We start from the raw sequence: 23,493 nt of genomic DNA, 5'->3' as shown, positions 1-23,493 counted from the left end.
TGGTATACCGGATTTTTCAATTGGATTAACACCCATTATTAAGACAGCTGGTCTGTTTTGTAGGATGCCTATCAAACATATGCTAAACTGGTCATAGTAAACTAAAGAAGCGCAGTACTTCTTCATTAACAACACTCATCGATCGCCTGAAATTTACACATAGATTTTAAACGATAAAAAGGAAGAGATTTTATGGGAAGAAAACAATCTTTTACTGAGACAGAGCTACTGGACACAACAAAAAAATTAATACTTGAGCATGGCTACGACGGTTTTCATCTCAAGCTACTCTCACAGCATCTGTCTGGAGCCCGGAGCACGATATATCAATATTACGCTAATAAAGAAGAGATTGTTGCTGCTTGTATGAAGCGCTCCATATCAACCGTATTAGAGAATTCATTAGCCATTGATGAGACAGATCCAATGGATGCTCTCGAACAATTGCTCCTCATTTACGCAGAAGAATCTACGCTCCATCAACTTTTGGGAGATGCCAGTAAAATTAATACGACTAATTCTTCCGCAGCAGCGAGAGATATTGAATTTATTGAGAAAGCACATATGACTCTTAAAATTCAATTATCACGCTTGTTTGAACGCGCTCAGCAGGATCAAGCCCTGCGACAAGATATTCCTCTACCTGTACTTATTGGTGTTTTCTTCAACTTAATTAATACGCCTAATATGCTAAATATCCCTACGCCTGATTGGGGAAAGCTGCTCTTCCAAATGTGGATCGGAGGAGCCAAGAGCTAACTTTATTCTTGGATTAAATTTGACATATGTGTCATTTATATCGTTTAATTATACAAACCACGTTGCCACACCTCTAATTTGACACATGTGTCAATAAAAACGAAAGAAGGAGTTGAACAGATCATGTTTTTAGCTATGAAGGAATTAATGCATAGTAAAATAAAATTCCTAATGATTATTATTATTTTCGTACTAATGGCTTGGTTAGTCTTTATTTTATCCGGTCTGGGGAATGGATTATCTACGCTAGCTGCCTCAACATTCAAGACCATGAAGGCTGATTATGTCATCTTTGAAGAAGGGTCACAGTCTTCAATGAGCAAGTCGCTGCTGTCAGATCAATTGGTTGCTGAGGCAGAAAAGCTGCCAAATGTGGATGCTGCTGCACCCATGGGAAGTACGATGGCAACGGCACTGAAAGAGAATAACACCAAGAATGAAGATAAGGTAGATATAGCGATTATAGGAATTGACCCAGGAAGCTTTTTGGAACCAGCTATTGTAGAAGGTGAAAGCCTGTCTTCCGAGAACCCTACGGGTGTCGTGGTGAATTCAACCATGAAAGATGAGGGCTATCAAATTGGGGACACGTTTCAACTGGATGGAACGACTGAATCATTGACAATTATCGGATATGTGGAGAATCAGACCTATAACCACGTCGCATCCGTATTTACTCCAATGGATGAATGGCGGAAGATTACCTTCGCGGCTCCAGGTTCGGATAAAGGAGTTACAGGACCCGTGAATGCGATCATGTTACAAGGCAAGGATATCGAGCCAAATGTAATTAATAACATGCTATCAGGTACGGATACGGTTACCCGAGCGGCAGCCGTTCAAGGTATGCCAGGGTACAAAGAAGAGAACGGTACAATACTAATGATGCTTGCATTTTTGCTTGCGATCTCCGCATTTGTGCTTGGGGTATTCTTTTATGTCATCACGATGCAAAAGACCAATCAGTTCGGCATTATGAAAGCGATCGGTGCCAGTAACCGATTCTTGGGGAAAACCATTATCTCGCAAGTGTTTGTACTTTCACTGACTAGCATTGTTATTGGAATCTTGCTGACCTATGGGACAGCAGCGATCATGCCAAAAGGTATGCCATTCAAGCTGGAAACCAGTCTTGTTGTCACGTATTCTGTTATCCTGCTCATTATCGCTATGTTAAGTTCGATGGTTTCTGTTCGTAAAATTACAAAGATTGATCCGCTCAAGGCGCTCGGGAGGGTTGAATAATGGTTAAGGGATTGCACATGAATGAAGTCACCATGTATTATGCCGAAGGAAACAATCAAATCACTGCACTCGATCATGTATCCATATCAGTAGAGCCGGGAGAATTTGTTGCTGTGGTTGGACCTTCCGGTTCTGGTAAAAGTACGTTCTTATCTATTGCTGGAGCCATGCTTAAAGCCTCTGAAGGAGAGGTTCAACTAAATGGGAATAACATCTCTGCACTTACTGAGAAAGAACTGTCTAATATTAGGTTACAAGAAATTGGGTTTATTATGCAATCTTCGAATTTGGTTCCCTATTTAAATGTTCTTGATCAATTGCTCGTGGTAAAAAGAATGTCTGGCAAGGTTGGAAGGCAGGATAAGGAATTTGCCTCTAAGCTGTTAGAGGAACTGGGTCTGGGTTTGAAGTTGAACAGTTTCCCAGAAGAGCTATCAGGTGGTGAGAAGCAACGGACAGCAATAGCTCGTGCTTTAATGAATAATCCCAACATCATTTTGGCGGATGAACCGACAGCAAGTTTAGATACCAAACGAGCACATGAAGTGGTCAGTCTAATTGCACACGAGGTGAAATCACGCCAAAAAGCAGCCATTATGGTTACCCATGATGAGCGCATGCTTGAATATTGCGATAAAGTATATCGGATGAGTGATGGAGGATTATCCCTGGCAGAATCATGAATATATGGACCAAACAATATACCATTTCTCTTCTCTATTCTTTCTTTTATAAAAAGCTTCTATTCAGAAAAGAGTAACATGTTAAGTAGATTTTAGGTCTGTCCATCACTTTCCTCGTCCCTCTCACTCTAGGCTCCCAAGTGGTTCGGGTCTCTCACCCACAAGCATAACTTCACGCTCTCTCTGCGAATGTCTGCTTCGGCGATATGCACTTGGTGACATTCCGTTCTGTTTGTTGAAGATGCGATTGAACTGGGAAAAGCTTGTGAACCCACACTGTGCAGCAATATCTGTGATTTTCTCACTCGAATTCAGCAGCAATTGCTGGGCATTCCGAATACGGGTCATCTGCACATACTCCGTGAAGGTGAAGCCGGTAACCTTATTGAATTGGCGAGACAAGTGATGGGCACTTACATAAAAACGCCTGGATACCTCGTCCAAAGATAAATCCTGTTGATAATGGCTGTGAATATAAGAGGCAATGGCATACATGCGCCTGGACATCGTTGATCCAGTCTCTTCACGCACATACCCGTTCTCTGGTGAGTAACGATGAAGAGCACAGAGAAACTCCACGAACTTGCTATGAATCATAACCGATTGAAGGACAGAAGGCTGCTGCGATATAGCAAAAATATCATTGATCGGCGCGAGGACTTCCTTGCGTCTTTCTTCTGTAAATCGGAATATCGGGACCGGTTTATTAAAAATCGAAAACAGCTCTGTGTAACCGCTCTCAAGACCAGGTGTATTACGTGGCATGGCAAAGGTGATCATCAATCGTTTCGGCGGAGCACCCTTCGGATATTGCGTTTTATGCAGCAATGAAGGCCGCAACAGAACGATATCCAGAGGCTGGATCTCATATAAACTGCCTTCAATGATGTGCGCAGCCGTGCGATCGAGAAGGATACAGATTTCATAGAAATCATGGAAATGCTGAAATTCCATATTCAGTTCATGGGAGCGCTCGTCATAATCCAGATGATAAAAAAGTGAATCTCCAGGCTGGTTCACATGGATCGCATATCCTTGCTCGTATGCCAAAACCGATGGTGTCATGGACATGCCCCCTATCCTGATTCTAATGATTTTATTTTAGCATGAAATGCAATAAAAAGACGTTATTTTCAGCATACAATACATAGTTTCGCCCATTTCTCTTTTGTTATGATAGAGTTGATATGTTAGCGCTTGCAGTATTATCACTCCAACAACGACTACAGCCTGTACTTACTACAAACCAAGGTGGGAAACCAACATGAAAATGAATTCCTTGTATACTCGAATCCATACCATTGTGAAACACTTGGAACGTGCACGACTAACCTCAAAGACATATATCCCTGAGCTTTATCATAAAGAAAGTGGTTACCACTCCTGGGAACTGGTGCATGAGGACCCTTCCTCCTGGAACGTATTCCGTAAGGGTGATGGCTGGGGTGGCAAAGATGTACACAGCTGCTTTAAAACCCGCATTCGAATCCCGGATCAAATGGAAGGAAAAAAGGTCGTGTGTGCCATCGTCACCGGTGCTGACGACATCTGGAATTATGACAATCCGCAATTCTTAGCATTCCTCAATGGGGAATTGATCTGCGGTCTGGATGTTAACCATACGGAGATTGACTTGACTTCATCCGCGGTGAAGGGCGAAGAGTTTGAGTTGGCATTATATGCGTATTGCAGTACGTCTGCCGCGGATGTTTTTCTAAATGTATATATCGCCGAGCATCATCAGCAAGTCTCCGATTTGTATTATGATCTCAAGGCTGCGCTGGATGCTGCGGATCTGCTGCGTGAGGATGATCTGGAGCGGCTGAAGTTGGTCGAACATCTGAATAAAGCCGTGAATCTGCTGGATTTGCGCCAGGAAAACAGCTCAGAATTCCATGCGTCGGTACTGGAAGCCCGCCTATATCTGCAAGATCATGTCTATGGTGATATCCGCCCTGCCGGTGATCACATCCCTACCGTGCACTGTATCGGACACACGCATATCGATGTGGCATGGCTGTGGACGTTGGATCAGACTCGCGAGAAGGTCATTCGCAGCTTCGCGAGTGTATTGTATCTAATGGACAAGTTTCCAGAATACACGTTCATGTCTTCTCAGCCCCAGCTGTATGCATACCTGAAAGCAGACTACCCGTCCCTATATGAAAAAATCAAAGAAAAGGTGGCCGAAGGCCGCTGGGAAGCGGAAGGTTCAATGTGGCTGGAAGCCGATTGTAACCTGATCTCGGGTGAATCCATGATCCGTCAGATTATATATGGGAAACGTTTCTTCAAGGAAGAGTTCGGTGTGGAGAACCGTGTGCTCTGGTTGCCGGATGTATTTGGTTATAGTGCAGCGATGCCGCAGATTATGCGCAAGAGCGGCATTGATTATTTTATGACAACCAAAATTGCCTGGAATGATACAAACCAGATTCCAAACGACACGATGTACTGGCGAGGAATCGACGGATCAGAAGTCCTGACCCATTTCATCACAGCAACAGACTATGACAAACATCCTGATTTCAGGCAGCGCCGCTTCGAAACGACCTATAATGGACGATTTAATGCTTCGCAAGTGAAAGGCACGTGGCAGCGATACCAGAACAAAAACATCAATGCAGATGTCCTGCAATGTTTCGGATTTGGAGATGGCGGCGGTGGACCAACTGAAGAGATGCTGGAGCATGGCAGACGGCTTGATGTTGGATTGCCGGGTGTACCCGCGGTGAAACGTACTTTTGTACGCGAGTTTTTTGAGAAGCTGGAGCAAAATCTGGCTGATGTTCCTTCTGTTCCCCGCTGGTCGGGTGAACTGTATCTGGAGTATCACCGGGGTACCTACACGTCCATGGCGCGCAACAAACGGTACAACCGTCATAGCGAATTTGCACTGGCCGATGCCGAGCTGTATGCCATGATTCATCGTCAGGCGAATGTACAGGCGGCCTATCCAACCGATGCGCTGGAGCAGGCATGGAAGCTGACGATGCTGAACCAGTTCCATGATATTCTCCCGGGCAGCTCCATTGAGCAGGTATATGTGGATTCCAAGGAGCAATATGAAGAAGTACTGCGTGTCACAGATGAGCTAAAAGACAGTGCACTTAACGGCATCACAAGCCGAATTACATCTGATGGGGAAGCCATTGCGGTATTTAACACGACCGGATTTGTACGGACGGATGTGGTTGAGCTGCCTGCTTTTGCGAGAAAGGTAACCGTCTACGATGGAGATCACCCTGTACCAAGCCAGCGGACTCCCGAGGGAGGCCTCGTGTTCCTTGCAGAGAACGTGCCTGCATCCGGGTATAAATCTTTCCGAATCACACCAGATCTAACAGACGAGCTTGTCGCGGGAGTTTCGGTTGCACAGTGGGAAGCAGATCGGCGCCACATCCATACACCTTGGTACGATATTCACCTGAATGAAAGTGCCGAATTCACATCCGTATGGGACAAGCTGGAGGGCCGTGAGCTGCTTCAGTCTGGCAAGCGTGGTAACGTGCTGCAAGTGTTCGAGGATCGACCTGCGGAATACGAGGCATGGAACATTGACGATTATTATGAACAGCATATGTGGGAGATTAACGACCTGCAGTCGCTGGAGTGGGTTGAAAGCGGGCCGGTACGTTCCGTGCTTCAAGTGAAGCGACAGTTCCTAGATTCGGTCATTGAGCAAACAATCATCTTCTACGCGCATACACGCCGGATTGATTTCCGTACGTTTGTGAATTGGAAGCAGGAGCATTTGCTGCTGAAAGCCGCCTTCCCGCTCGATATCTGGAGTGAGAAGGCAGTCTACGAAATCCAGTACGGCAACGTTGAGCGTGCTACCCACCGTAATACGAGCTGGGATCAAGCCCGGTTTGAAGTATGCGGGCAGAAGTGGGCCGATCTGGCGGAGAACGGGTACGGTGCTGCTCTGCTGAACGACTGCAAATATGGATATGACATTCATAACTCGGTGATGCGACTGTCGCTGATCAAGAGCGCAACGTACCCGAATGAAAATGCCGACAAAGAGCAGCACGTATTCACCTACGCGCTCTATCCGCATCAGGGCGACTTCCGTGAGGGACGTGTCATCCAAGCCGCTTATGATCTCAACCGTCCGCTGGTTGCCCGTGAAGTAAGTCCGCAAACCGGTACCTTGCCGGGAACATGGTCACTTGCATCGGTCGATCAGGATAATGTCGTGCTGGAGGTTATCAAAAAAGCCGAGAACAACGATGATATGATCATCCGTCTCTATGAAGCACACGGCCGTCGCAGCCGTGCTTCCCTGCAATTGCCTGAAGGAGCAGGTGCTACGGCGTACGCTTGTGATTTGCTCGAGAACAACGAAGTAGAATGCGCCGTGGAAAATGGTCGAATTACTTTTGATATCAAACCGTATGAGATTCTAACTTTCCGGATTTCGAAAGCGTAGCGGGCACATTTCACAAGTAAATATGTTGCCGTAACCGTTCATATTATGAGTGCTTCTTGTCATTACTGACAATGGCACTCTTTTTCTTTTTTACCATGTCCTCTATTCCTCTGCACACCAAAACACCCCCGGAATATCATCGATAGAGCCTGCAGGCTTTACCATGTTTATTCACAGGGGTTTTTGATATCTTTAAAATTCTTCGTACTCGCTTGGGTCCTGATCCCACAACCGTCCATCCGGACGATTAAATGCAGAGATGAGCTGCATCTCTTCTGTGCTCAACTCAAAATCGAATATATCGATATTTTCCTGCTGATGCTGCAAGGAGCCGGCTTTCGGAATTGGAATGGAACCCAGCTGAACATGCCAGCGCAGAATGATCTGGGTTGGCGTTTTGCCATGCGTTTCCGCGATCCGAAGAATATTCTCATCCTTCAGAATATCCTGTACGGCATCATTGCCACGTCCAATCGGACTCCAGGATTCGTTCACGATGCCATGCTTCGTATCCTGTTCCCGCTGATCGGCTTGGTCGAAGAATGGATGCAGCTCAATCTGATTCAGACTCGGCGCTATCCCCGTTTCCTTAATCAGCCGTTCATTGTGTTCAGGCAGGAAGTTGCTAACTCCAATGGATCGGATATATCCACGTTTTTTGGCTTCGATCAGCGCTTGCCATGCCTCGACATACATGTCCTTCTTCGGATTGGGCCAGTGAATCAGATACAGGTCGTAATAATCCAGATCCGCTCTGTACAGGGATTCCTGGATCGCCACAAGTGCTTTATCATGAGCGTGATAACGCCCCGGCAACTTCGAGGAAATGAGTAGATCTTCTCTGACGATGGAGCTTTGTTTGATTGCTCTGCCCACCGTTGCCTCATTCTCATAGTTATACGCCGTATCAATTAATCGATAACCCGCATCCATTGCGGACGCGATTGATTTAACACCTTCTTCACCTTTTAAACTATAGGTACCAAATCCAATTGCAGGTACTTTCAAGCCATCGTTCAATGTGTATTCAGGGATTGTATGATTCATGTGGGAACTCTCCTTTGTGAAAGGTATACGAACATTATGGTAAAAATAATGCCCCTCTCCGTTTATCTACCCCTCCATACGCGCTTGAATCAATTGGAAGTTAACACTCCGTTTTAGTCGGGTGACGGCTTTCTCGTCTTGCTCTCAGGAAAGGCAGTCTCCTTTTCATTCAAACGAAGAGATGGGCGTGGCCGATAACGGTTGATTGCCTATAAAGTTCTTAATGGCCATAGCAGCCTGCTTATACCCGCCAGCATCGCGTAACGTTTTCCCAATAACCCCTGCCTGTTCCCTGTAGGAGGCATTGCCGAGCACTTCTAATACTGCGTTTCTAAGCACATCGGGTGTAAGGTTATTTTTGTCCACGATGACACCTGCTCCCAACTCCTCTACCCGACCTGCTACACGCGGCTGATCCGATGTTAACGGGAGCATGATTAATGGTACATTGTAATACAAAGCTTCGCTGGTACTGTTCATGCCTGCATGTGTCAGAAAAGCATCTACACACTGCAACACTTCCAGTTGAGGGACATAGGGTCTTATGATGAAATTGTCAGGAATGAGATCAGCAATAGGCTCTATATCGGTATCCTTCCCAGAAGATAATATAAACTGCACAGGCAAATTACGAAAGGCCGTAAAGCAAAGCTTATAAAAATCGAGATCTTTATTTAAAATGGTTCCCATCGAAATATAAACGACCTGCTTATAAAGAGCATGCAGAGATTCATTTGCAAAAGCTGGCGCATCCTTACGAGGAATAATGGACGGGCCAGTGAACACAAAGCTGTCGTCCAGCTTGTCCCCCATGGGTTGAAAATAACGACTTGTATACACAATCTTCAGTTGTCCTGAATGCCCTGAAAGTTCCGCCAGGGAAGGTACAGCCACATCGAACTGGGAAGCTATTTGCTGGGACATTTCCACGATGCTGTTATATAACTCCTTGACCTCCTCCGTATCATCTTTCAGTTGATTGTCTGATCCAAGAGGCTCCACAAAAACAAAGGTGCTGGTTGAGCATACCGTTGGTATACCTAGCTTCTCACCTAGAATTTGTCCTCCCCAGCCTATGATGGAGTCAAAAATGATATAATCGTAGGTTTCATGTTCGATCAGATTCAGAACATCTGGTATAAAGCGTTGAATCACTTTATTCAATATCATATATAAAAATTGGTAAGGATGCTTGAGTTCAAATGGCTTCATACCAGGGTTGTTGAGCAGGGTTGCCTCGTTGAAGGAGTAGGCCTTAAATTGTGCGCCTAACGCTTCAATCTTCGTCCGGTATTTTTCGGTACAACAGTAGACCACTTCATCACCGTTCTCTACCAGTTCCTTGATTAATCCAAGCGACGGATTGATATGGCCTTCTGCAGGGATCATCACAACTAATACACGTGCCACGGCACTCACCTCCATTAAATTTTCCAATGAACTCAAGTGGGGGATATGGTAACCCATTCTTCCAGACCATTGGCTTGAATAAATAAAACTCTACTACCTCATTGAGGCGGTAGAGTTCCTATTCATGAGACGGAAGCATTAAAGTCTATGATACCTAACGTTGTTTTACTCTCACGAGCTGGTCACGGCACCCAGACATCCCTTTTATAAAAGGTTACGCTGTAAGCATCGGTATCGCTGTATCGTCCATCTTTGCTTACCACTTTAAAATATACATTATTGTAGTCGACAAGAACGGTATCCGCTCCTGACGTATTCGTAGAAGAAGCAACCAAATTTCCAGCGCTGTCATAGGCGTACAAATCGTAATCATAGCCGGAAGGAGAACCAAGCACGTCTGATTTGCCATGCCCTCTGAATGTAAAGTAGTCTACATCTGTCGGGGAAGATAGATAAGACCAAGCACTTCCACCCCAGTATGCCGGACCGTAGGGAGTGGCCACCGTTTGCGTTGGGATTTTATACGCGCTGCTCAAAGTGTCATTCGACTCGTAATTATCCGCCAAGGCCGTACCCACAATCGATCCTGATAAAAGCGTCATCATAATAACAGAATACAATGTTTTCTTCATTTCATTCTCCCTCCATTTCTTTTGAAAAGTTAGCACGCCAAAGAGACTCCATGCTTTTCCCTAGTTCATAGACACACCTGATCAGAAAAAGCTCCAAATCACCCCTTTCAAAATATGGAATTAATTATAATATAATGAAAAATATATGTATTATCCACTTATATTTACAGTATCTCTGTTTTTCTAACTGCATTTGAACACGATTCCAGAACTGTGACGTGTTCTCACCCATGGCCGAATTGGAGGTGCATCCAAACGTAAAAAAGACCACCAATATGGTGGCCGTCACATCTATTTTGATAAATCTTCTTAATACTCTCGCGCATATTGCTTATCCTCTTTCAGCTGCACAATGTCATGTCCGGTTGGATTCTGGAAGGCCCGTAGTCCAAATGTTGACGCCACCGCGAAGATATGGTCAAAGATATCCGCCTGAACGTTCTCATATACACCCCAGTTGATATCATTGCTGAATGCATAGATTTCCAGAGGCAGCCCGCGATCTTCCGGTGCTAATTGTCGCACAATCATCGTCATATCTTTATTGATTTTTGGATGATTCCTCAAATATTGATGGATATATTCCCGGAATACACCGACGTTTGTCAGTTGTCTGCCATTCACGTTGCTTTCGGTATTCACCTGGTGCTCCATGTTGTAAGCCTGAATTTCTTTCAATTTCGCCGTGACATAATCAGTCAGGTAGTGGATTTTCTCAAATTCAGCCACCATCTCTTCCGTACAAAAACGGATACTGCTGATATCAATATAGATACTCCGCTTAATCCTTCTGCCACCGGACACCTGCATCCCTCTCCAGTTACGGAACGAATCCGAAATGAGGGCGTAGCTTGGAATCATCGTAATCGTTTTATCAAAATTCATAACCTTTACCGTATTCAAAGTAATGTCGATGACGTCACCGTCCGCATTATACTTTGGCATCTCGATCCAGTCACCAACACGCACCATATCGTTCGACGATAGCTGTACACCAGCCACGAGGCCCAAGATCGAGTCTTTGAATACCAGCATTAATACTGCCGATAACGCCCCCAGTCCACTGAGGATAATGAGCGGGTTCTGTCCGATCAGGCTGGAGATGACGATAATGCCCCCGATAATGAACAGGACAATCTTGGCTACCTGAATGTAACTCTTGATTGGGCGAATCTTCGACACCTCATAGGTACGATAGATATCATCGAACACATTCAGCAGAGCATTCAGAACCGTAATCATGATGACAATCATGTAGGTCATTGCTGATTTTTCAATTATGGCCTGATAGGGCGAGAAAATATAAGCAGAATAATAGATTATAATGGCTGGTACAAGATGCGACAGTTTCTGAAATAAATTTTTTTGAACCACAATATGGCCCCACTTGAAACGGTTGTTACTTACGATACGATGAACCGTCTTCAGTACCACTCGCTTAGCAATCACATTTGCCAATATCGAGATCACTGCTATAAAAATAATCATAATGATGTTTGAAAGATAACCAATGGAGGGTCCACTCATGCCGAGTTCTTCTAGTTGATTTCTGATAAAGTCCATTGTTTCCTCCTGACATAATCTAGTTTAGCCTATTATTATAAAGTAGTTTGAGAGGGCAAGCAAAGTTTGATCTCCCGCTCCGTTCTTCCTATGCATTATATATATTAAAAAAGGACCCTGTCATTCAAAGAATGATGGGCCCACTTGATTATGTCGTCTTTGCATCATGCTCACTAGAAATGTCTAACAGCTCACTCACCGTCACCATACGGTACCCTTCCGTGACCAGTTCCTCCACCAGCACACGAACCGCCTCCACCGTCTGGGAACGATCCCCGTACCCGTCATGAAATATGAGCACGCTACCAGGTTTCACCGCAGACCGGGTGTGCTCCAGAATGTGCTCAACACCGGGATTGTCCCAATCCCTCGCATCACCGTTCACCGCACCAATCGTGCGATATCCACGCTCCGCTGCCAGAGACAATATATCATCGTTTACGCCAAAATACGGCGGTCGGAAGCTGCGGGCAGGTTGCCCCGTAACTTCTTGAACAAGATTTTCTGCGCGTTGTAGCTCCTCCCCGGCTTCCTCCAGCGTCAACTTGGTCAGATCCGGATGCGTGTACGTATGGTTAGCGATCTCATGCCCTTCCCGGTGCACCTCCGCCGCAATCTCCGGGTGGTTCTCCATCTCTTGGCCAATCATGAAAAACGTCGCCCGCCCACCCGCACGGCGGAATATCTCAAGCACTTGAGGTGTATACACCGGATGTGGCCCATCATCAAACGTGAACGCCACAACTTTTTCCCGAACAGACTCCTGCACTACCATCGCGGTATTGACCATACTATAATGACCCCTCTCTGCAACTGCCTGGCTACATACCCCTTATTATTCCATGACCATAGGCTCCGGTCTAGTCCAGAGATCACACCTTGCGAAATCCCGAATCAAATCGATATCTACCAGAAAGAGAGTACAAGCGAGCGAGCATCGAGCCTTCTACCGCCACGCCCTCCAGTGCAGCCTCTAGCTAACCTTTGATCGCACCTGCAATCATACTCTTCTGCACCTGTTTGTTCAGCAGCAAATAGATGACCACCGTTGGCACCGTCGTAATCATCAGTCCCGCACCAATGATACCCCATTGCGTGATGTACGTTCCCACCATCGACATCATACCCACCGTCAACGTCTGGTAAGCCGTGTTATTGATAAACGTGACCGCAAACATCAGCTCATTCCAGCAGGACAGAAATGTGAAGATGGCTACCGTTGATATAGCCGGGGTTACCAGAGGCAGAATAATAGAGAAAAACGTCCGGTATATGCCGCAGCCGTCAATAACCGCCGACTCCTCCATTTCTCTTGGGATACCTTTGAAAAAACTGCCCAGAATGAATACCGCCATCGGAATGCCAAATGCCACATAAGGAATGATCAGAGACCAGTAGCTGTTGAGCAGGCTCAGATTCTTCAAAATAATAAACAATGGCAGCAACGCCGCATGAATCGGCACCATCATGCCCAGCAAAATGATCGTCATCGTCAACCCGCTGAGCTTCCAATTCATTCTCGTGATTGCGTATCCCGTCATGGAGGACAGGATCAGTACCAAGACAATGGAGGCCGCAGTAACCAGCACACTATTCATAAAATAGGTCAGCACATGGCCTTCGGACATTGCTTTGGTGTAGTTGCTCCACAGAAATGCTTTGGGCAACCCGGCTACATCACCGCTGAAAATCTCACTGTTATCCTTCAAGGAAAACAGCGTCAGCCAGATGAGCGGGTAGATCTGCACAATCGCGACGAGGATCAGAAACGCTTGCAGGAACACTTTCCCGATCGGTCCGGAGATGGACCTCGGCTTGGGCTTTTTTTGCAACATGACTTCTACGGTACTCATGCCTTTTGCCTCCCTCTACTCCGTTTTGAACAATGAATTAATGAGGATCGTACACACCAAACACTCCACAATGATAAAGACCGAGATCGCACTGCCATATCCGTACCGGAACGTATCAAAAATGGTAGCGTACATCAGCGTGCTCGGCACTTCAGTGGTGTAGAACGGCCCGCCTCCAGTCAGCACATAGATCAGGTCAAACACCTTGAATGCGCCGATGACCGAAAAAACAAGGCTTACCTTCAGAATGGGTTTCATCAGCGGGATCATAATGGACCACGCCGTGCGAATACGGGAAGCACCATCCATTCGAGCAGCTTCGAGCACATCCTGAGACACGGACTTCGCTCCTGCATACATCAGCAGCATGTGATACCCTACGTACTGCCACAAGGTCGGAATAAACGATGCCGCCAGCGCGGTGTCCTTCTGCCCCAGCCAGTCCTGTGCCAGGCTGGATAAGCCGATACTTTGCAGCAGCACATTCAGCAGGCCGTAATCGGCATTGTAGATTTTTGACCACAACTGGGCAATAACCACCGTTGAGATCAACACCGGGATAAAATACACGGTCCGGTAGAAACCTTCCCCCTTGACATTGGACGCCAGAATTAGTGCGAGCACCAGCGAGATCGGCAGTTGAATGAACACCGAAGCACCCGCGAATAACAGGGAGTTCTTGATCGAATTCAGCACACGGGTATCCTTAAACATCTCTACATAGTTGTCCAGACCAATAAATGTACCCCTGCCTACGCCGTTCCAGTCCAGCAGACTGTAATAACTGGAGACAAAGATTGGAATGAGCACAATGCCACAGAACAGAATCAGGGTGGGCAGTACAAAGACAGCTATCGTGCCTTTATTGGAAAATACAGAGTTCATTGTTGTTCTCCTCTCAAAGGCGTGACCGGATATTCCGGACCACGCCTTGTTTGGGTTCATCTTCATTGTTAACAGGCTTCAGCTTGGCAAGCTCACGAGCGTACACATGTAAGGATTACGGTTGCGCACATATTAACCTGCGCGACCTACAGGCTCAGCTCTGTTGGTTTGAGCTGTGCCATCTGTTTGCAGAACTCCTCCGGTGTTACATCGCCGGCAAGCAGCTGGGCAATCAGGTTTTTGTGCGCTTCGGCAGACTCCGCTGGCAGAATGTTATCCCACCACGCAATGAATGAGGTCGCCGTTTTCATAATATCTGCCGCAGACAGATCAAGGGAGGACAGGCTGGACGTGTCGAGTGCATCTGTTTTCCAGCTTGGCAGACCCGCTCCAGCCAGGAAACCTTGTGTACCAAGTTGCTCGCTCAAATACATGAGGAATTCCACGGCTTCCTTCGAATGTTTGGTATTCTGGTTGATGTAGAAACCATCGACGGCTCCGCCGAAGATTTCGGTACTTGTGCCTTTGCCATCTTCAAATACCGGGAATGGAATCACTTTCACTTTGCCTTTGACTGCGGAGGACGGGTCCTCAATTCCTGCATTTACCCAGTTGGCCTGGAACATCATTGCCCCGTTGCCTGCATTAAATGCCCCAAGCATCTCGTCATAGCTCATGCTGAACATACTGCTGTTGAACGCCCCTGCTTGCGCAAGCTGCTGCATTTTGGTCGCGGCGGCTACAAAGTCGGGCGAATCCCATTTCGACGGATCTTTAAAGGCTTCCATCACCGCAGCATTGCCTGCCTGACGCATCGCAATAACGTCGTACCAGTACATGCCCGGCCAGCGGTCCTTTTCCCCAATCACAGCCGGGGTGATCCCCGCCGCTTTCAGCTTGGAGACTGCATCCAGCAGTTCGTTATAGGTGGTCGGAATCTTGGCACCCGCCTGCTCGAACAGTTCCGTATTCACGTAAAGGTTGGCGATATGTGTGTACACGGGCAATGTGTAGATTTTGCCGTCCATATTGATCGCCTCAGCCATACCCGGACCCATTCGTTCTTTGATATCGTCCGTCAGGTAACTTGAGATTTCCAGTACATTGCCGGATTTAATATATGGCTGCATAAAGCTGCCACCACCCATGCCGTAGAACAGGTCTGGCGCTTCACCAGCTGCAATCGATGTTTTGACTTTGGTTTTGTACTGTTCTCCTGTCGTGCCCGTACGTTCAACCTGGATGTCCGGATGCTCGCTGTTCCATTTCTCAACAATCTCGGGCAGCAGTTTGGCCGAAGGATCGGTATTGCCGACCGATTGATCCCATAGCGTCAGCTTAATCTTGCCATCGCTCTCCCCCTGTGTACCACCGGACGAACCGGATGAACATGCCGCCAGACTGCTTACAATTCCCAGAGTCAGAATTAGACTTGCTGATTTTTTTAATAGCGCTTTCATCTCTATGGACCTCCCTATGTGTTTTAGTTGGTTCTAGCCCATATTTTAGGCGAACCGTGCGTTGTTCTCCATTTAGAAAACAGGCATCGATTTGTAATATTCGAGCATATGTGAAATCGGAAGTGAGGGTGCGCTCACACCTTCTCTACACTCCCGGGTTTACATCTCGTTTTTCAGGTTTTTACATTCCGATATTCGTTCATGGACCGACCGATATGTTTTTTAAACAAGACGCTGAAATAATGTGGGTCCGGGATGCCTACCTGTTGCCCGATCTCATACCCCTTTAAATCGGTCTGCTTCAGCAACGTTTCGGCCTTTCTCATACGAAGCTGCGTCATATATTCCACAAACGTCTGCCCGGTCTCTTTTTTCATCAGCCGCCCCAGATGGCCCGAACTTACGTAAAAAGCAGCCGCGGTGCTGGAAAGCCCCACTTCCGCATTGCCCATGTTCTCTTCAAGATAAGCCATCACCCGGTCGATCAGATTGCCTTCTTTGGCCTGTCGCTTAGCTTGTATGGCATCCGATACCGTGCGGACATGCTGCTCCAGCATGCTTTTTAGTTCAGGCAGATGACCTGCTGTAAAAATGGCCGCAACGGCCTCTTTGTTCAATGCGTGTTCTCCCTCAAGTTGCTGCTCTATGGCAGCACGCTGGCACTCCGTAACCACATCCATGGCAGCCATCCGAAACTGTGAAACGTCCGAGAACGGCACAGACAGCATACGCTCCAGCAACAATACGGCTTCTTCCCCCGCACCAACACTGACGTAAAATTGCAGTTGTTGGAGCAGCTGAGCATCCGAGTGGTACCGCCTTTTTCCGCCTTCGATGACCAGATCCTCGAAGCAAATAACCTGATTTTTCCCCACAAACGCCTGATAATCGAGTGCACGACAAGCTTCCCGGTATCCCACACAGGCCCTTCCCCATCCTGATTGCCATTGCCCAATCCCTACGGTCACATCAACTTCACACCCTTCGAGCTTAAGTGTATGTTGAAGTTCTTCCTGAAGCTGCTGTACCTGAACGGCAAATTCCGTATCCGCACCAAGCGAGAGTACAACTATCCGGTTATGTGGGTCCATGACGATAATGGTTTGCGAATCCTGCGGATAAAATGCCTGCACCTGCTTCATGCCTACCATTCGCAGCAGAATATGTATTTCCTCGGCAGTATGTGGATGACCTTCTGTCTGATGCTGGCTTAATTGGGACTGACCGTGTTGTTGTTGAGGCCCTCGTTGTGCTTGGTGTGTTTGGTGATATGATTCGGACAGATGTGGATATACCTCTGGTGCAGCTATCTTAGCTTGCGGTACAGCAACCTCCACCTCCATTACTGCGATGCGTGATCCTGGTTCACCAGACGAGATAGGAATACCGAAGAAACGCGCCTTCTCTTGTAGTTCATCCTCAGGTATCACGTTACTTAACCATTGATTTACAAACCTCTCCCTGAGATAAGGCAAGCTCTGCTTCATCTCCTCCCGCAGCTTCATCAGCTCGTACTCACGCCCCATCTCCTGCTCGATTGCCACTCGTAGCTTCGTCGTAACCTGTAATAATTCAGAAGCACGGATGGGTTTCAAAATAAAATCGGATATGCCCAGCTTCACACTCTGACGAGCATATTCAAATTCATCATGTCCCGTCACTACCACGATTTTTATGTTTGGGTAACGCTCCATGAGGATGCCGCTCAGTTCAATGCCGTCCATCTTGGGCATGTATATGTCCGTGAACACAATGTCTGGACGCAACAGCTCAACCTGATTCAAAGCCTCTTCAGCATCGGAGGCCTCACCAATGATGCTCATGCCTTGCTGCTCCCAATCGATACGCATGCGCAGCAGATTTCGGATGAGGTACTCATCATCCACAATCAATACCTTTAATGGTTCCACAGTGAATTCCATGATTCATCGGCTCCCTTCGGGATCGTTATGATAATGGTGGTTCCTTTTCCAACCTCGCTCTGCAGCTTAAGTCCATCTTCTCTGTCATAAAAAATCCGAAGCCGCTCCATCGTCCCCCATAAGCCAAAGCTTGGATTGTATTTAGCGTTATAGGTAGGATTAGAAGTATCAGAAGAGTTAGAAGAGTTAGATGGGTTAGATGGGTTAGATGGGTTAGATGGGTTAGATGAGTTCGAGCGATTAGACCTGTTCATTTCTGTGCGTTGAACCTGTTGTACTTCTTCCTCGGACATGCCGACTCCGTCGTCAGTGATCGTTAGAAGTACTCCCTCTTTGGATCGACGAGCTTGAATACGTATCGTGCCTGGGCTGCCTTTGGGACGAATACCATGATAAAGAGAATTTTCCACCAGCGGCTGGAGTACAAGCTTGGGAATCATCACTCGTTCACAGTCTGAATCGATATCGTACTGCACCTCAAATACACCGGGATATCGCACCTGCTGGATCGTCAGATAATTGCGTACAATCTCAACCTCCTCGTGCAGCGTAATCAGTTCGCGCCCTTTGCTGACACTCAGCCGATAGTAACTTCCAAGCGCTTCTAACAGCTCACATACCTTATCGTTCATGCCGGACATCGCCAGGGAGGTAATGGAATCAAGTGTGTTATATAGAAAATGCGGCTTGATCTGCGCCTGAAGTGTATTCAGTTCTGCTCGGCGGATCGTCTGCTGCTCCTGAATGATGCGTTTCAGCATCTGCTCAATCTGCTCAATCATCTGGTTGTATCCTCCATATAGCTGTGCGAACTCGTAACTGTTCAGCTCAACCGTCACTTTGCGGAAGTTGCCACTTGGCGCTTTTTGCATGGAACGAAGCAGCTTATGAATCGGCTTAATGACGCTGCGCGAGATGATGAATGAACTGACGAAAAAGACCGTTCCGTTCACTGCCAGTAGAATCAACGCAAGCAGCACCATGGATTTATTACGGGTATCCGTATCCCGGTATGGGCTCATGCTGATGAATTTCCACTGATCATCACCAGCCGAACGATAGGTCACAGCATATTCCTGACCACCCGATTGCAAGGTGATGAAGCCGGAAGATTGCTCTTGAAATGTTTGTTTTAACTTGGCCTGATTGGCCTCTAATATCTCGTGCATCCCTTCCTGTCCAGAAGCGGCAGACATGGATGAGTCGGATACAGTAGGCACGGCCTTCTTTCCATCGGTTACGTTCGTTGCGATCACCCGCTGATGCTCATCCAGGATGGCCACCTGAAATGAATCCGGTGCAGACAGGTTGGCATAGGCTTGAGCAATGGATTTTCCCTTGATGTTCATGACCAGAAATCCAAGTGGAGACGTATCATCCAAATCTCGAATGAGGCGAATAAACGAGACCACCTCTTGCCGATCATTCTCCCCCGTTGCCGAGACTCCGCTGTCGTTGTTGCCACCATTCAGCCTGAGCAGATATCTTCCGTTATGTTTCAGTGCCTGTTCGTACCAAGGCGCTTCCTTCACATTCGCTTCCATAAACGTGGGCCATTCCTGTGTACCAACCGAGAATCGGTGCCCCGAATTATCGTAAATATATACTGAATCGATAATTGGAACCGCTTGCATAAGATTAGTCAAATACGCGCTGACCTTGGACTGTGTTTGTAAATTGGAGTACACATTGCCCTGCCGCAGCAGGTTCTGCAAGTTGGGATCGGAGAAAATCATTTTCGAATAATTGTTCACGTTCTCAATCATCAGATTAACGTTGGTCTCAATAGATGTAATTGTCTGCAATGATGCTTCATTGATCTTTCGCTGCGTATCATTTTCCGAGATACGACTCAGTACCAACGCACTGAACGCCACCGTTAGCAGAATAATGATAAAGTAGGCAAATGGGATTTTAAAAGCGAGTGTCTTGGGCTTGCGTTGAATATACTCTTTGAAACGGGGAGTCCAATTCTTCTTCATTGCACTGGTGTTTGCTTTTGTATTTGCGTTTACTTCTGCATCGGTCTCAACATCTGATTGAGCTGTTGCTTTCACTTCTATTTTTCATCTCCTTCTGTTGTTGCTCCTGCATCTGTTGTTGTATCTTTTGCTCTGTGTTTCACTGTGACCCTCCCTTGGTTCCGATGTGTGATGGGTTTATCCGATGTGATCGGATGACCTATTGTGATATCCACCACTCTCTCGGATTTTATACAATTGTATATTATAGAACTGTGCATGGAGGAGGCTCAACTCTTTTTATCGCATACGGATGGCTTGACTGAGTGAAGTAGAATGAGGCTTTGGAAAGACGATTGCTGTGAACGCTGTGGGTGAGGCCCCGTAATTGGAGCCGCAAGGAGTACTGCCTTATAAAATGTTGGAGGTACAGATAATAAGTTGTGGTTTGTGCCAGATGGAGAGTGATGTGGGAGAGGCGGAGGATCTGAATACACAAAAGACGATGATAAACGTCTACCTTGATATGGCATACTTTTGAGCAAGATTACGATATCTACGGGCATCATTCTTACTACTGGCAGTGTGTTGATCGAGTGGATAAGGTTGGGAAGTCCAATTATCGTTTTCTCATATGATGAATTTAAGTGGGGCAAATGTTGGGGGCAAACTGCCCTCGGGCAGGACAAGTACAGAGTTCGTTATGATATGAATCAGCGAATCGTGATCAAAGCGAGAATACGGTAACGCCTTTTTTGGAGGCATACTTCAGCGTGTAGCTTCCTTCTGTGCCATATGGCATTGTAGCGATTTGGATGCGGGTGTAATCCAACCGACTCTCTCTCAGCACTTTTTTAACTAGCGCTATGCTCCGATCCTCGTCCGTGACCACACAGAAAATGTTCATTACATATTCCTTCGGATCAGCCACACGGCTGCCCAGGTCACATCCATCCACCTCTCCCAACTCCGCCTGGGTCAGAACGGTTTCCAGATATTCCATCACCTTTTCCTTCAACCAATGATCTCGTTTGCTACCCTGCGCGCTCTTCAGCGGATATTGCACCACAAGCCAGTATTTTTCACTCATTTAGGCTTCACCAACCAATCTTTATAGAATAGGCATTACGTTATGTGTGAGCACTTGAACGATAAGAATGCATGTGTCAGCCTTTATTTCTCCAGTTCCAAATGGGTTAGATAATTGACCTTACTGCTTTTTGGAATTGTACTGCCCTTCCATTTGCAGGATGAGGAACATGGTGATGTTTAATGAAATGGGAGCTTAACGTGTCTGCTGACTTCCTGCCAATAGCCACGATCTGAGCATCAGGATTCAGTTGCATAAGCTGTCTGGCAAACGGCAAACCATCCTCCAACTCTGCCAAAGTCGGCGTTCGATTCGTCATCCTGTTTTCAGAAGATTGATAAGGATGAAAGGGATAGATGTTCCAAAATATAAAGTCCGTTGGTTTCCACCTTGAACTGGATAACACTTCGCCCCATATGATGGATGCTGTCGGTTCTGCGAATCCATACAGTGCCTGACTCCGGTTAGGTTTGGCGATATTGGGCAGGCTAGTTCGGACACCCGGCTCACCTGCAAAAATCATCTGGTGATTCACCAGCGAGTGATTCCCGGTAACCATTCGCTCGGACGTCAAGGGTACGCCGGAGAACCTCGCCCCTTGATATCCCACAGCTTCAGCAATAAAAATGTACCGAGCCTTGGACATTCGTGGCCCCAAATACCTGACCAAATGTTCAGAACGAATCTTCACCGCTTCGGGGCCGATATCATAGCCTTTCACATAATCTTTCCAAGGATTAATCACATTTACTGGCGAGACGTATGCTTGTACCCCTGCAACAAACTCGCGGATCTGTTGCTGCGTTTCGCTCATGCTTTTTTGCCTCCTTTGGGAGATTACAGAGTATATCGGGCTTACATCAGCTTATTTTACAAATATTATAGCATAAACAGAAAAACCACCAACCAGACCGCTGGTTGATGGCTTTTGACTCTAATGGAGGCGAGGGGCATCGCCCCCTATTTGGTACTTAATATTTAGACCATCACAAAAATGATTTAAAAACAAATAAAGACCAGTCAATTGACCGGTCTCTTCCTATTATATATGGCATACTCAGGACACGACTTTAAATGCTTGCTTTTATAATCTCCTCTATTCTTGACCAACTGTAGTCCTCTTCTCCCCGTACAAGTTTGATTCTCCTATTTGGTTTATCAATAGCTGTGACAACACCCCGCAGCTCCTCGTCATCAAACGGGTTGAACACTGTGAGGGTAATTGATTTGCATTCCTGGTACGATTCAAAAATCGCTTCCTCGATGAGCAGCATTTCTTGTTCGTCCAAGACAGGCTTCCCGCGCCGCCTTTGTAACGCTTCTTGAGCCAGGTATGCTTCACGATGTTCAGGTAAAATGATACGAGATCCCTCGTATACGCCGTTCGCCGTCAATTTGCTTGCCACGTTGCATTCCTCCTTAATATTGAGTCCAGTAACTTAAATCATTCTGCTGTTCCAGTGGAGGTGCCTTGGGAAGCTTAGGCTTTTCCTCTTCTCGTTCCCAGCCTTCCAGAATAACAAGATTGCTGGTGTCTGATTTATCTTCCCAATTTATGTACTCTGCTTTGATTAGACCTTCCAGAGCAGCATAACATCGGTTTTACCCTTACCTGTTTTAACCGTCAGTTCATGGATCGTTGGTAAGCGTCTGCGGCCGCTACTGTAATTAAACAAGATCCTTAGTACTTTCCGTTCGTAATCAGTCAACATGTTTATGCCCCCTGTGCTGTCGTCATGATCGGATGACATGCCAGTAAACCGGATTCCTTAAATGTCCGTGGCTGCCCCGACAATAGATCATCAGCTTTGATCATTCCGGACCGAATGCTTTTGACCTGAATACGTCGCTTTGTGATCTTTCCGCTTTGGTCCTCGTAAATAATCTCCACCAACCAACCCAAGTATTTCACTGGCATGTTTATCCCTCCAATAAGAACGTTTGTTTGTATTATATGCGAACAAACGTTCTTTATACAACAAGAAAAAAACCCCATTAGCAATTCAATTGCCAATAGGGGCTAATACTTTCTTTGACGTTTATAGTCAATATTTTTATTGTTTATTTTACACCTGTGGCATTTCAATCCACGCACTACACTGGTCTTATTTAGCTGTCGGATAGTCCTTAACTCCAAGCCGTTCTTTCAAAGCATGCTGTAATACTTGTGAGAAATTAAGCTGTTCACGAGCTGCTTCTTTTTCAAGCCAGCGTGGGATAGTTACGTTTTTCGTTACAGATTTATTCATCATTTCATCCCGGATCGCACCCAATCTTATTTCAATCATTGTCAGAAATGACAGCGCTGGGACAACAATAGTTGCGGGATCTGAAGCAATCGGTAATTCTTCATCGTCCTCTTCCATTCCGTACAGATGTAGTTCTAAACATTCTCTTGCCATCCGCAACGCTTCTTCCATGTCGTCACCCTCAGTAATTGCACCAGGTAGATCAGGAAATGTGACTACATAACCTTTGATTTCACCCTTCTCAAATATTGCCGGGTAGATGTACTTATCGTTCATTTATATTATAACCTCCTTTGAGG

General features: G+C 46.4%; 21 protein-coding genes. 4 read left to right on the top strand and 17 right to left on the bottom strand.

Going from position 1 to position 23,493, the window contains the following annotated elements; translation table 11 throughout:
* Positions 1-192: 192 nt before the first annotated feature.
* From MHB43_RS01420 to MHB43_RS01410, 3 genes are all read left to right on the top strand, one after another.
* A complete protein-coding gene (locus tag MHB43_RS01420; protein WP_221822311.1) occupies positions 193-759 on the top strand; it encodes a TetR/AcrR family transcriptional regulator in 567 nt (188 codons plus the stop codon).
* A 123-nt stretch (positions 760-882) separates the two neighbouring features.
* A complete protein-coding gene (locus MHB43_RS01415) occupies positions 883-2,004 on the top strand; it encodes an ABC transporter permease (protein WP_339181166.1) in 1,122 nt (373 codons plus the stop codon).
* Positions 2,004-2,687, top strand: coding sequence for an ABC transporter ATP-binding protein (locus MHB43_RS01410; RefSeq protein ID WP_221822313.1), 684 nt, complete (start codon positions 2,004-2,006; stop codon positions 2,685-2,687). The genes MHB43_RS01415 and MHB43_RS01410 overlap by 1 nt, the downstream gene beginning before the upstream one ends.
* 123 nt (positions 2,688-2,810) lie before the next feature.
* Here MHB43_RS01410 and MHB43_RS01405 read toward each other — a convergent pair whose 3' ends face one another.
* Entirely contained in the window at positions 2,811-3,752 is a 942-nt protein-coding gene (locus MHB43_RS01405; protein ID WP_221822314.1) for an AraC family transcriptional regulator, read from the bottom strand.
* 199 nt (positions 3,753-3,951) lie between these two features.
* Between MHB43_RS01405 and MHB43_RS01400 the strand changes: the two genes are divergently transcribed.
* Positions 3,952-7,122: an alpha-mannosidase gene (locus MHB43_RS01400; protein WP_339181160.1), complete on the top strand. Its 3,171-nt coding sequence runs from the start codon at positions 3,952-3,954 to the stop codon at positions 7,120-7,122.
* Between the two features lie 192 nt (positions 7,123-7,314).
* Here MHB43_RS01400 and MHB43_RS01395 read toward each other — a convergent pair whose 3' ends face one another.
* The 16 genes from MHB43_RS01395 to MHB43_RS01320 form a co-directional block, all read right to left on the bottom strand.
* The gene (locus MHB43_RS01395; protein WP_339181158.1) at positions 7,315-8,169 is read right to left on the bottom strand and encodes an aldo/keto reductase; all 855 of its coding nucleotides are present in this window, start codon (positions 8,167-8,169) and stop codon (positions 7,315-7,317) included.
* Positions 8,170-8,334: 165 nt separating this feature from the next.
* Positions 8,335-9,579, bottom strand: a complete 1,245-nt coding sequence (locus MHB43_RS01390; protein ID WP_339181155.1) for a macrolide family glycosyltransferase — start codon at positions 9,577-9,579, stop codon at positions 8,335-8,337.
* Positions 9,580-9,761: 182 nt separating this feature from the next.
* Complete coding sequence (locus tag MHB43_RS01385; protein ID WP_339181153.1) at positions 9,762-10,211, bottom strand: hypothetical protein; 450 nt, start codon at positions 10,209-10,211, stop codon at positions 9,762-9,764.
* A gap of 309 nt (positions 10,212-10,520) precedes the next feature.
* Positions 10,521-11,774, bottom strand: a complete 1,254-nt coding sequence (locus tag MHB43_RS01380) for a mechanosensitive ion channel family protein (protein WP_221822323.1) — start codon at positions 11,772-11,774, stop codon at positions 10,521-10,523.
* 148 nt (positions 11,775-11,922) lie between these two features.
* A complete protein-coding gene (locus MHB43_RS01375; protein WP_221822325.1) occupies positions 11,923-12,564 on the bottom strand; it encodes a polysaccharide deacetylase family protein in 642 nt (213 codons plus the stop codon).
* Between the two features lie 187 nt (positions 12,565-12,751).
* Positions 12,752-13,627 carry a carbohydrate ABC transporter permease gene (locus MHB43_RS01370; protein ID WP_405131179.1) on the bottom strand — a complete coding sequence of 292 codons (876 nt, stop codon included), beginning with the start codon at positions 13,625-13,627 and terminating at the stop codon, positions 12,752-12,754.
* A 15-nt stretch (positions 13,628-13,642) separates the two neighbouring features.
* Positions 13,643-14,512, bottom strand: coding sequence for a carbohydrate ABC transporter permease (locus MHB43_RS01365; protein ID WP_076210184.1), 870 nt, complete (start codon positions 14,510-14,512; stop codon positions 13,643-13,645).
* A 146-nt stretch (positions 14,513-14,658) separates the two neighbouring features.
* A complete protein-coding gene (locus MHB43_RS01360) occupies positions 14,659-15,972 on the bottom strand; it encodes an extracellular solute-binding protein (RefSeq protein WP_221822329.1) in 1,314 nt (437 codons plus the stop codon).
* A 173-nt stretch (positions 15,973-16,145) separates the two neighbouring features.
* On the bottom strand, positions 16,146-17,894 hold the full coding sequence (locus MHB43_RS01355; RefSeq protein ID WP_221822332.1) for a response regulator: 1,749 nt from the start codon (positions 17,892-17,894) through the stop codon (positions 16,146-16,148).
* The gene (locus MHB43_RS01350; protein WP_405131178.1) at positions 17,870-19,951 is read right to left on the bottom strand and encodes a sensor histidine kinase; all 2,082 of its coding nucleotides are present in this window, start codon (positions 19,949-19,951) and stop codon (positions 17,870-17,872) included. Before MHB43_RS01350 ends, MHB43_RS01355 begins: the two co-directional genes overlap by 25 nt.
* 631 nt (positions 19,952-20,582) lie before the next feature.
* The gene (locus MHB43_RS01345; protein ID WP_221822337.1) at positions 20,583-20,945 is read right to left on the bottom strand and encodes a hypothetical protein; all 363 of its coding nucleotides are present in this window, start codon (positions 20,943-20,945) and stop codon (positions 20,583-20,585) included.
* 106 nt (positions 20,946-21,051) lie between these two features.
* Positions 21,052-21,759, bottom strand: a complete 708-nt coding sequence (locus MHB43_RS01340; protein WP_221822338.1) for a uracil-DNA glycosylase — start codon at positions 21,757-21,759, stop codon at positions 21,052-21,054.
* Between the two features lie 256 nt (positions 21,760-22,015).
* On the bottom strand, positions 22,016-22,351 hold the full coding sequence (locus tag MHB43_RS01335; RefSeq protein WP_405131177.1) for a YolD-like family protein: 336 nt from the start codon (positions 22,349-22,351) through the stop codon (positions 22,016-22,018).
* Between the two features lie 165 nt (positions 22,352-22,516).
* A complete protein-coding gene (locus MHB43_RS01330; RefSeq protein ID WP_405131176.1) occupies positions 22,517-22,657 on the bottom strand; it encodes a hypothetical protein in 141 nt (46 codons plus the stop codon).
* A 2-nt stretch (positions 22,658-22,659) separates the two neighbouring features.
* Complete coding sequence (locus MHB43_RS01325; RefSeq protein WP_211085462.1) at positions 22,660-22,863, bottom strand: hypothetical protein; 204 nt, start codon at positions 22,861-22,863, stop codon at positions 22,660-22,662.
* A 187-nt stretch (positions 22,864-23,050) separates the two neighbouring features.
* Positions 23,051-23,470 (bottom strand): type II toxin-antitoxin system HicB family antitoxin, encoded by a 420-nt coding sequence (locus tag MHB43_RS01320; RefSeq protein WP_405131175.1) that lies wholly within the window; start codon positions 23,468-23,470, stop codon positions 23,051-23,053.
* Positions 23,471-23,493: the final 23 nt, after the last annotated feature.

This window comes from Paenibacillus sp. FSL H8-0317 (assembly GCF_045040685.1).
GTDB lineage: Bacteria > Bacillota > Bacilli > Paenibacillales > Paenibacillaceae > Paenibacillus.
Note: the sequence above shows the minus strand (reverse complement) of the source record. Positions and strands in the feature narration are given on the sequence as shown.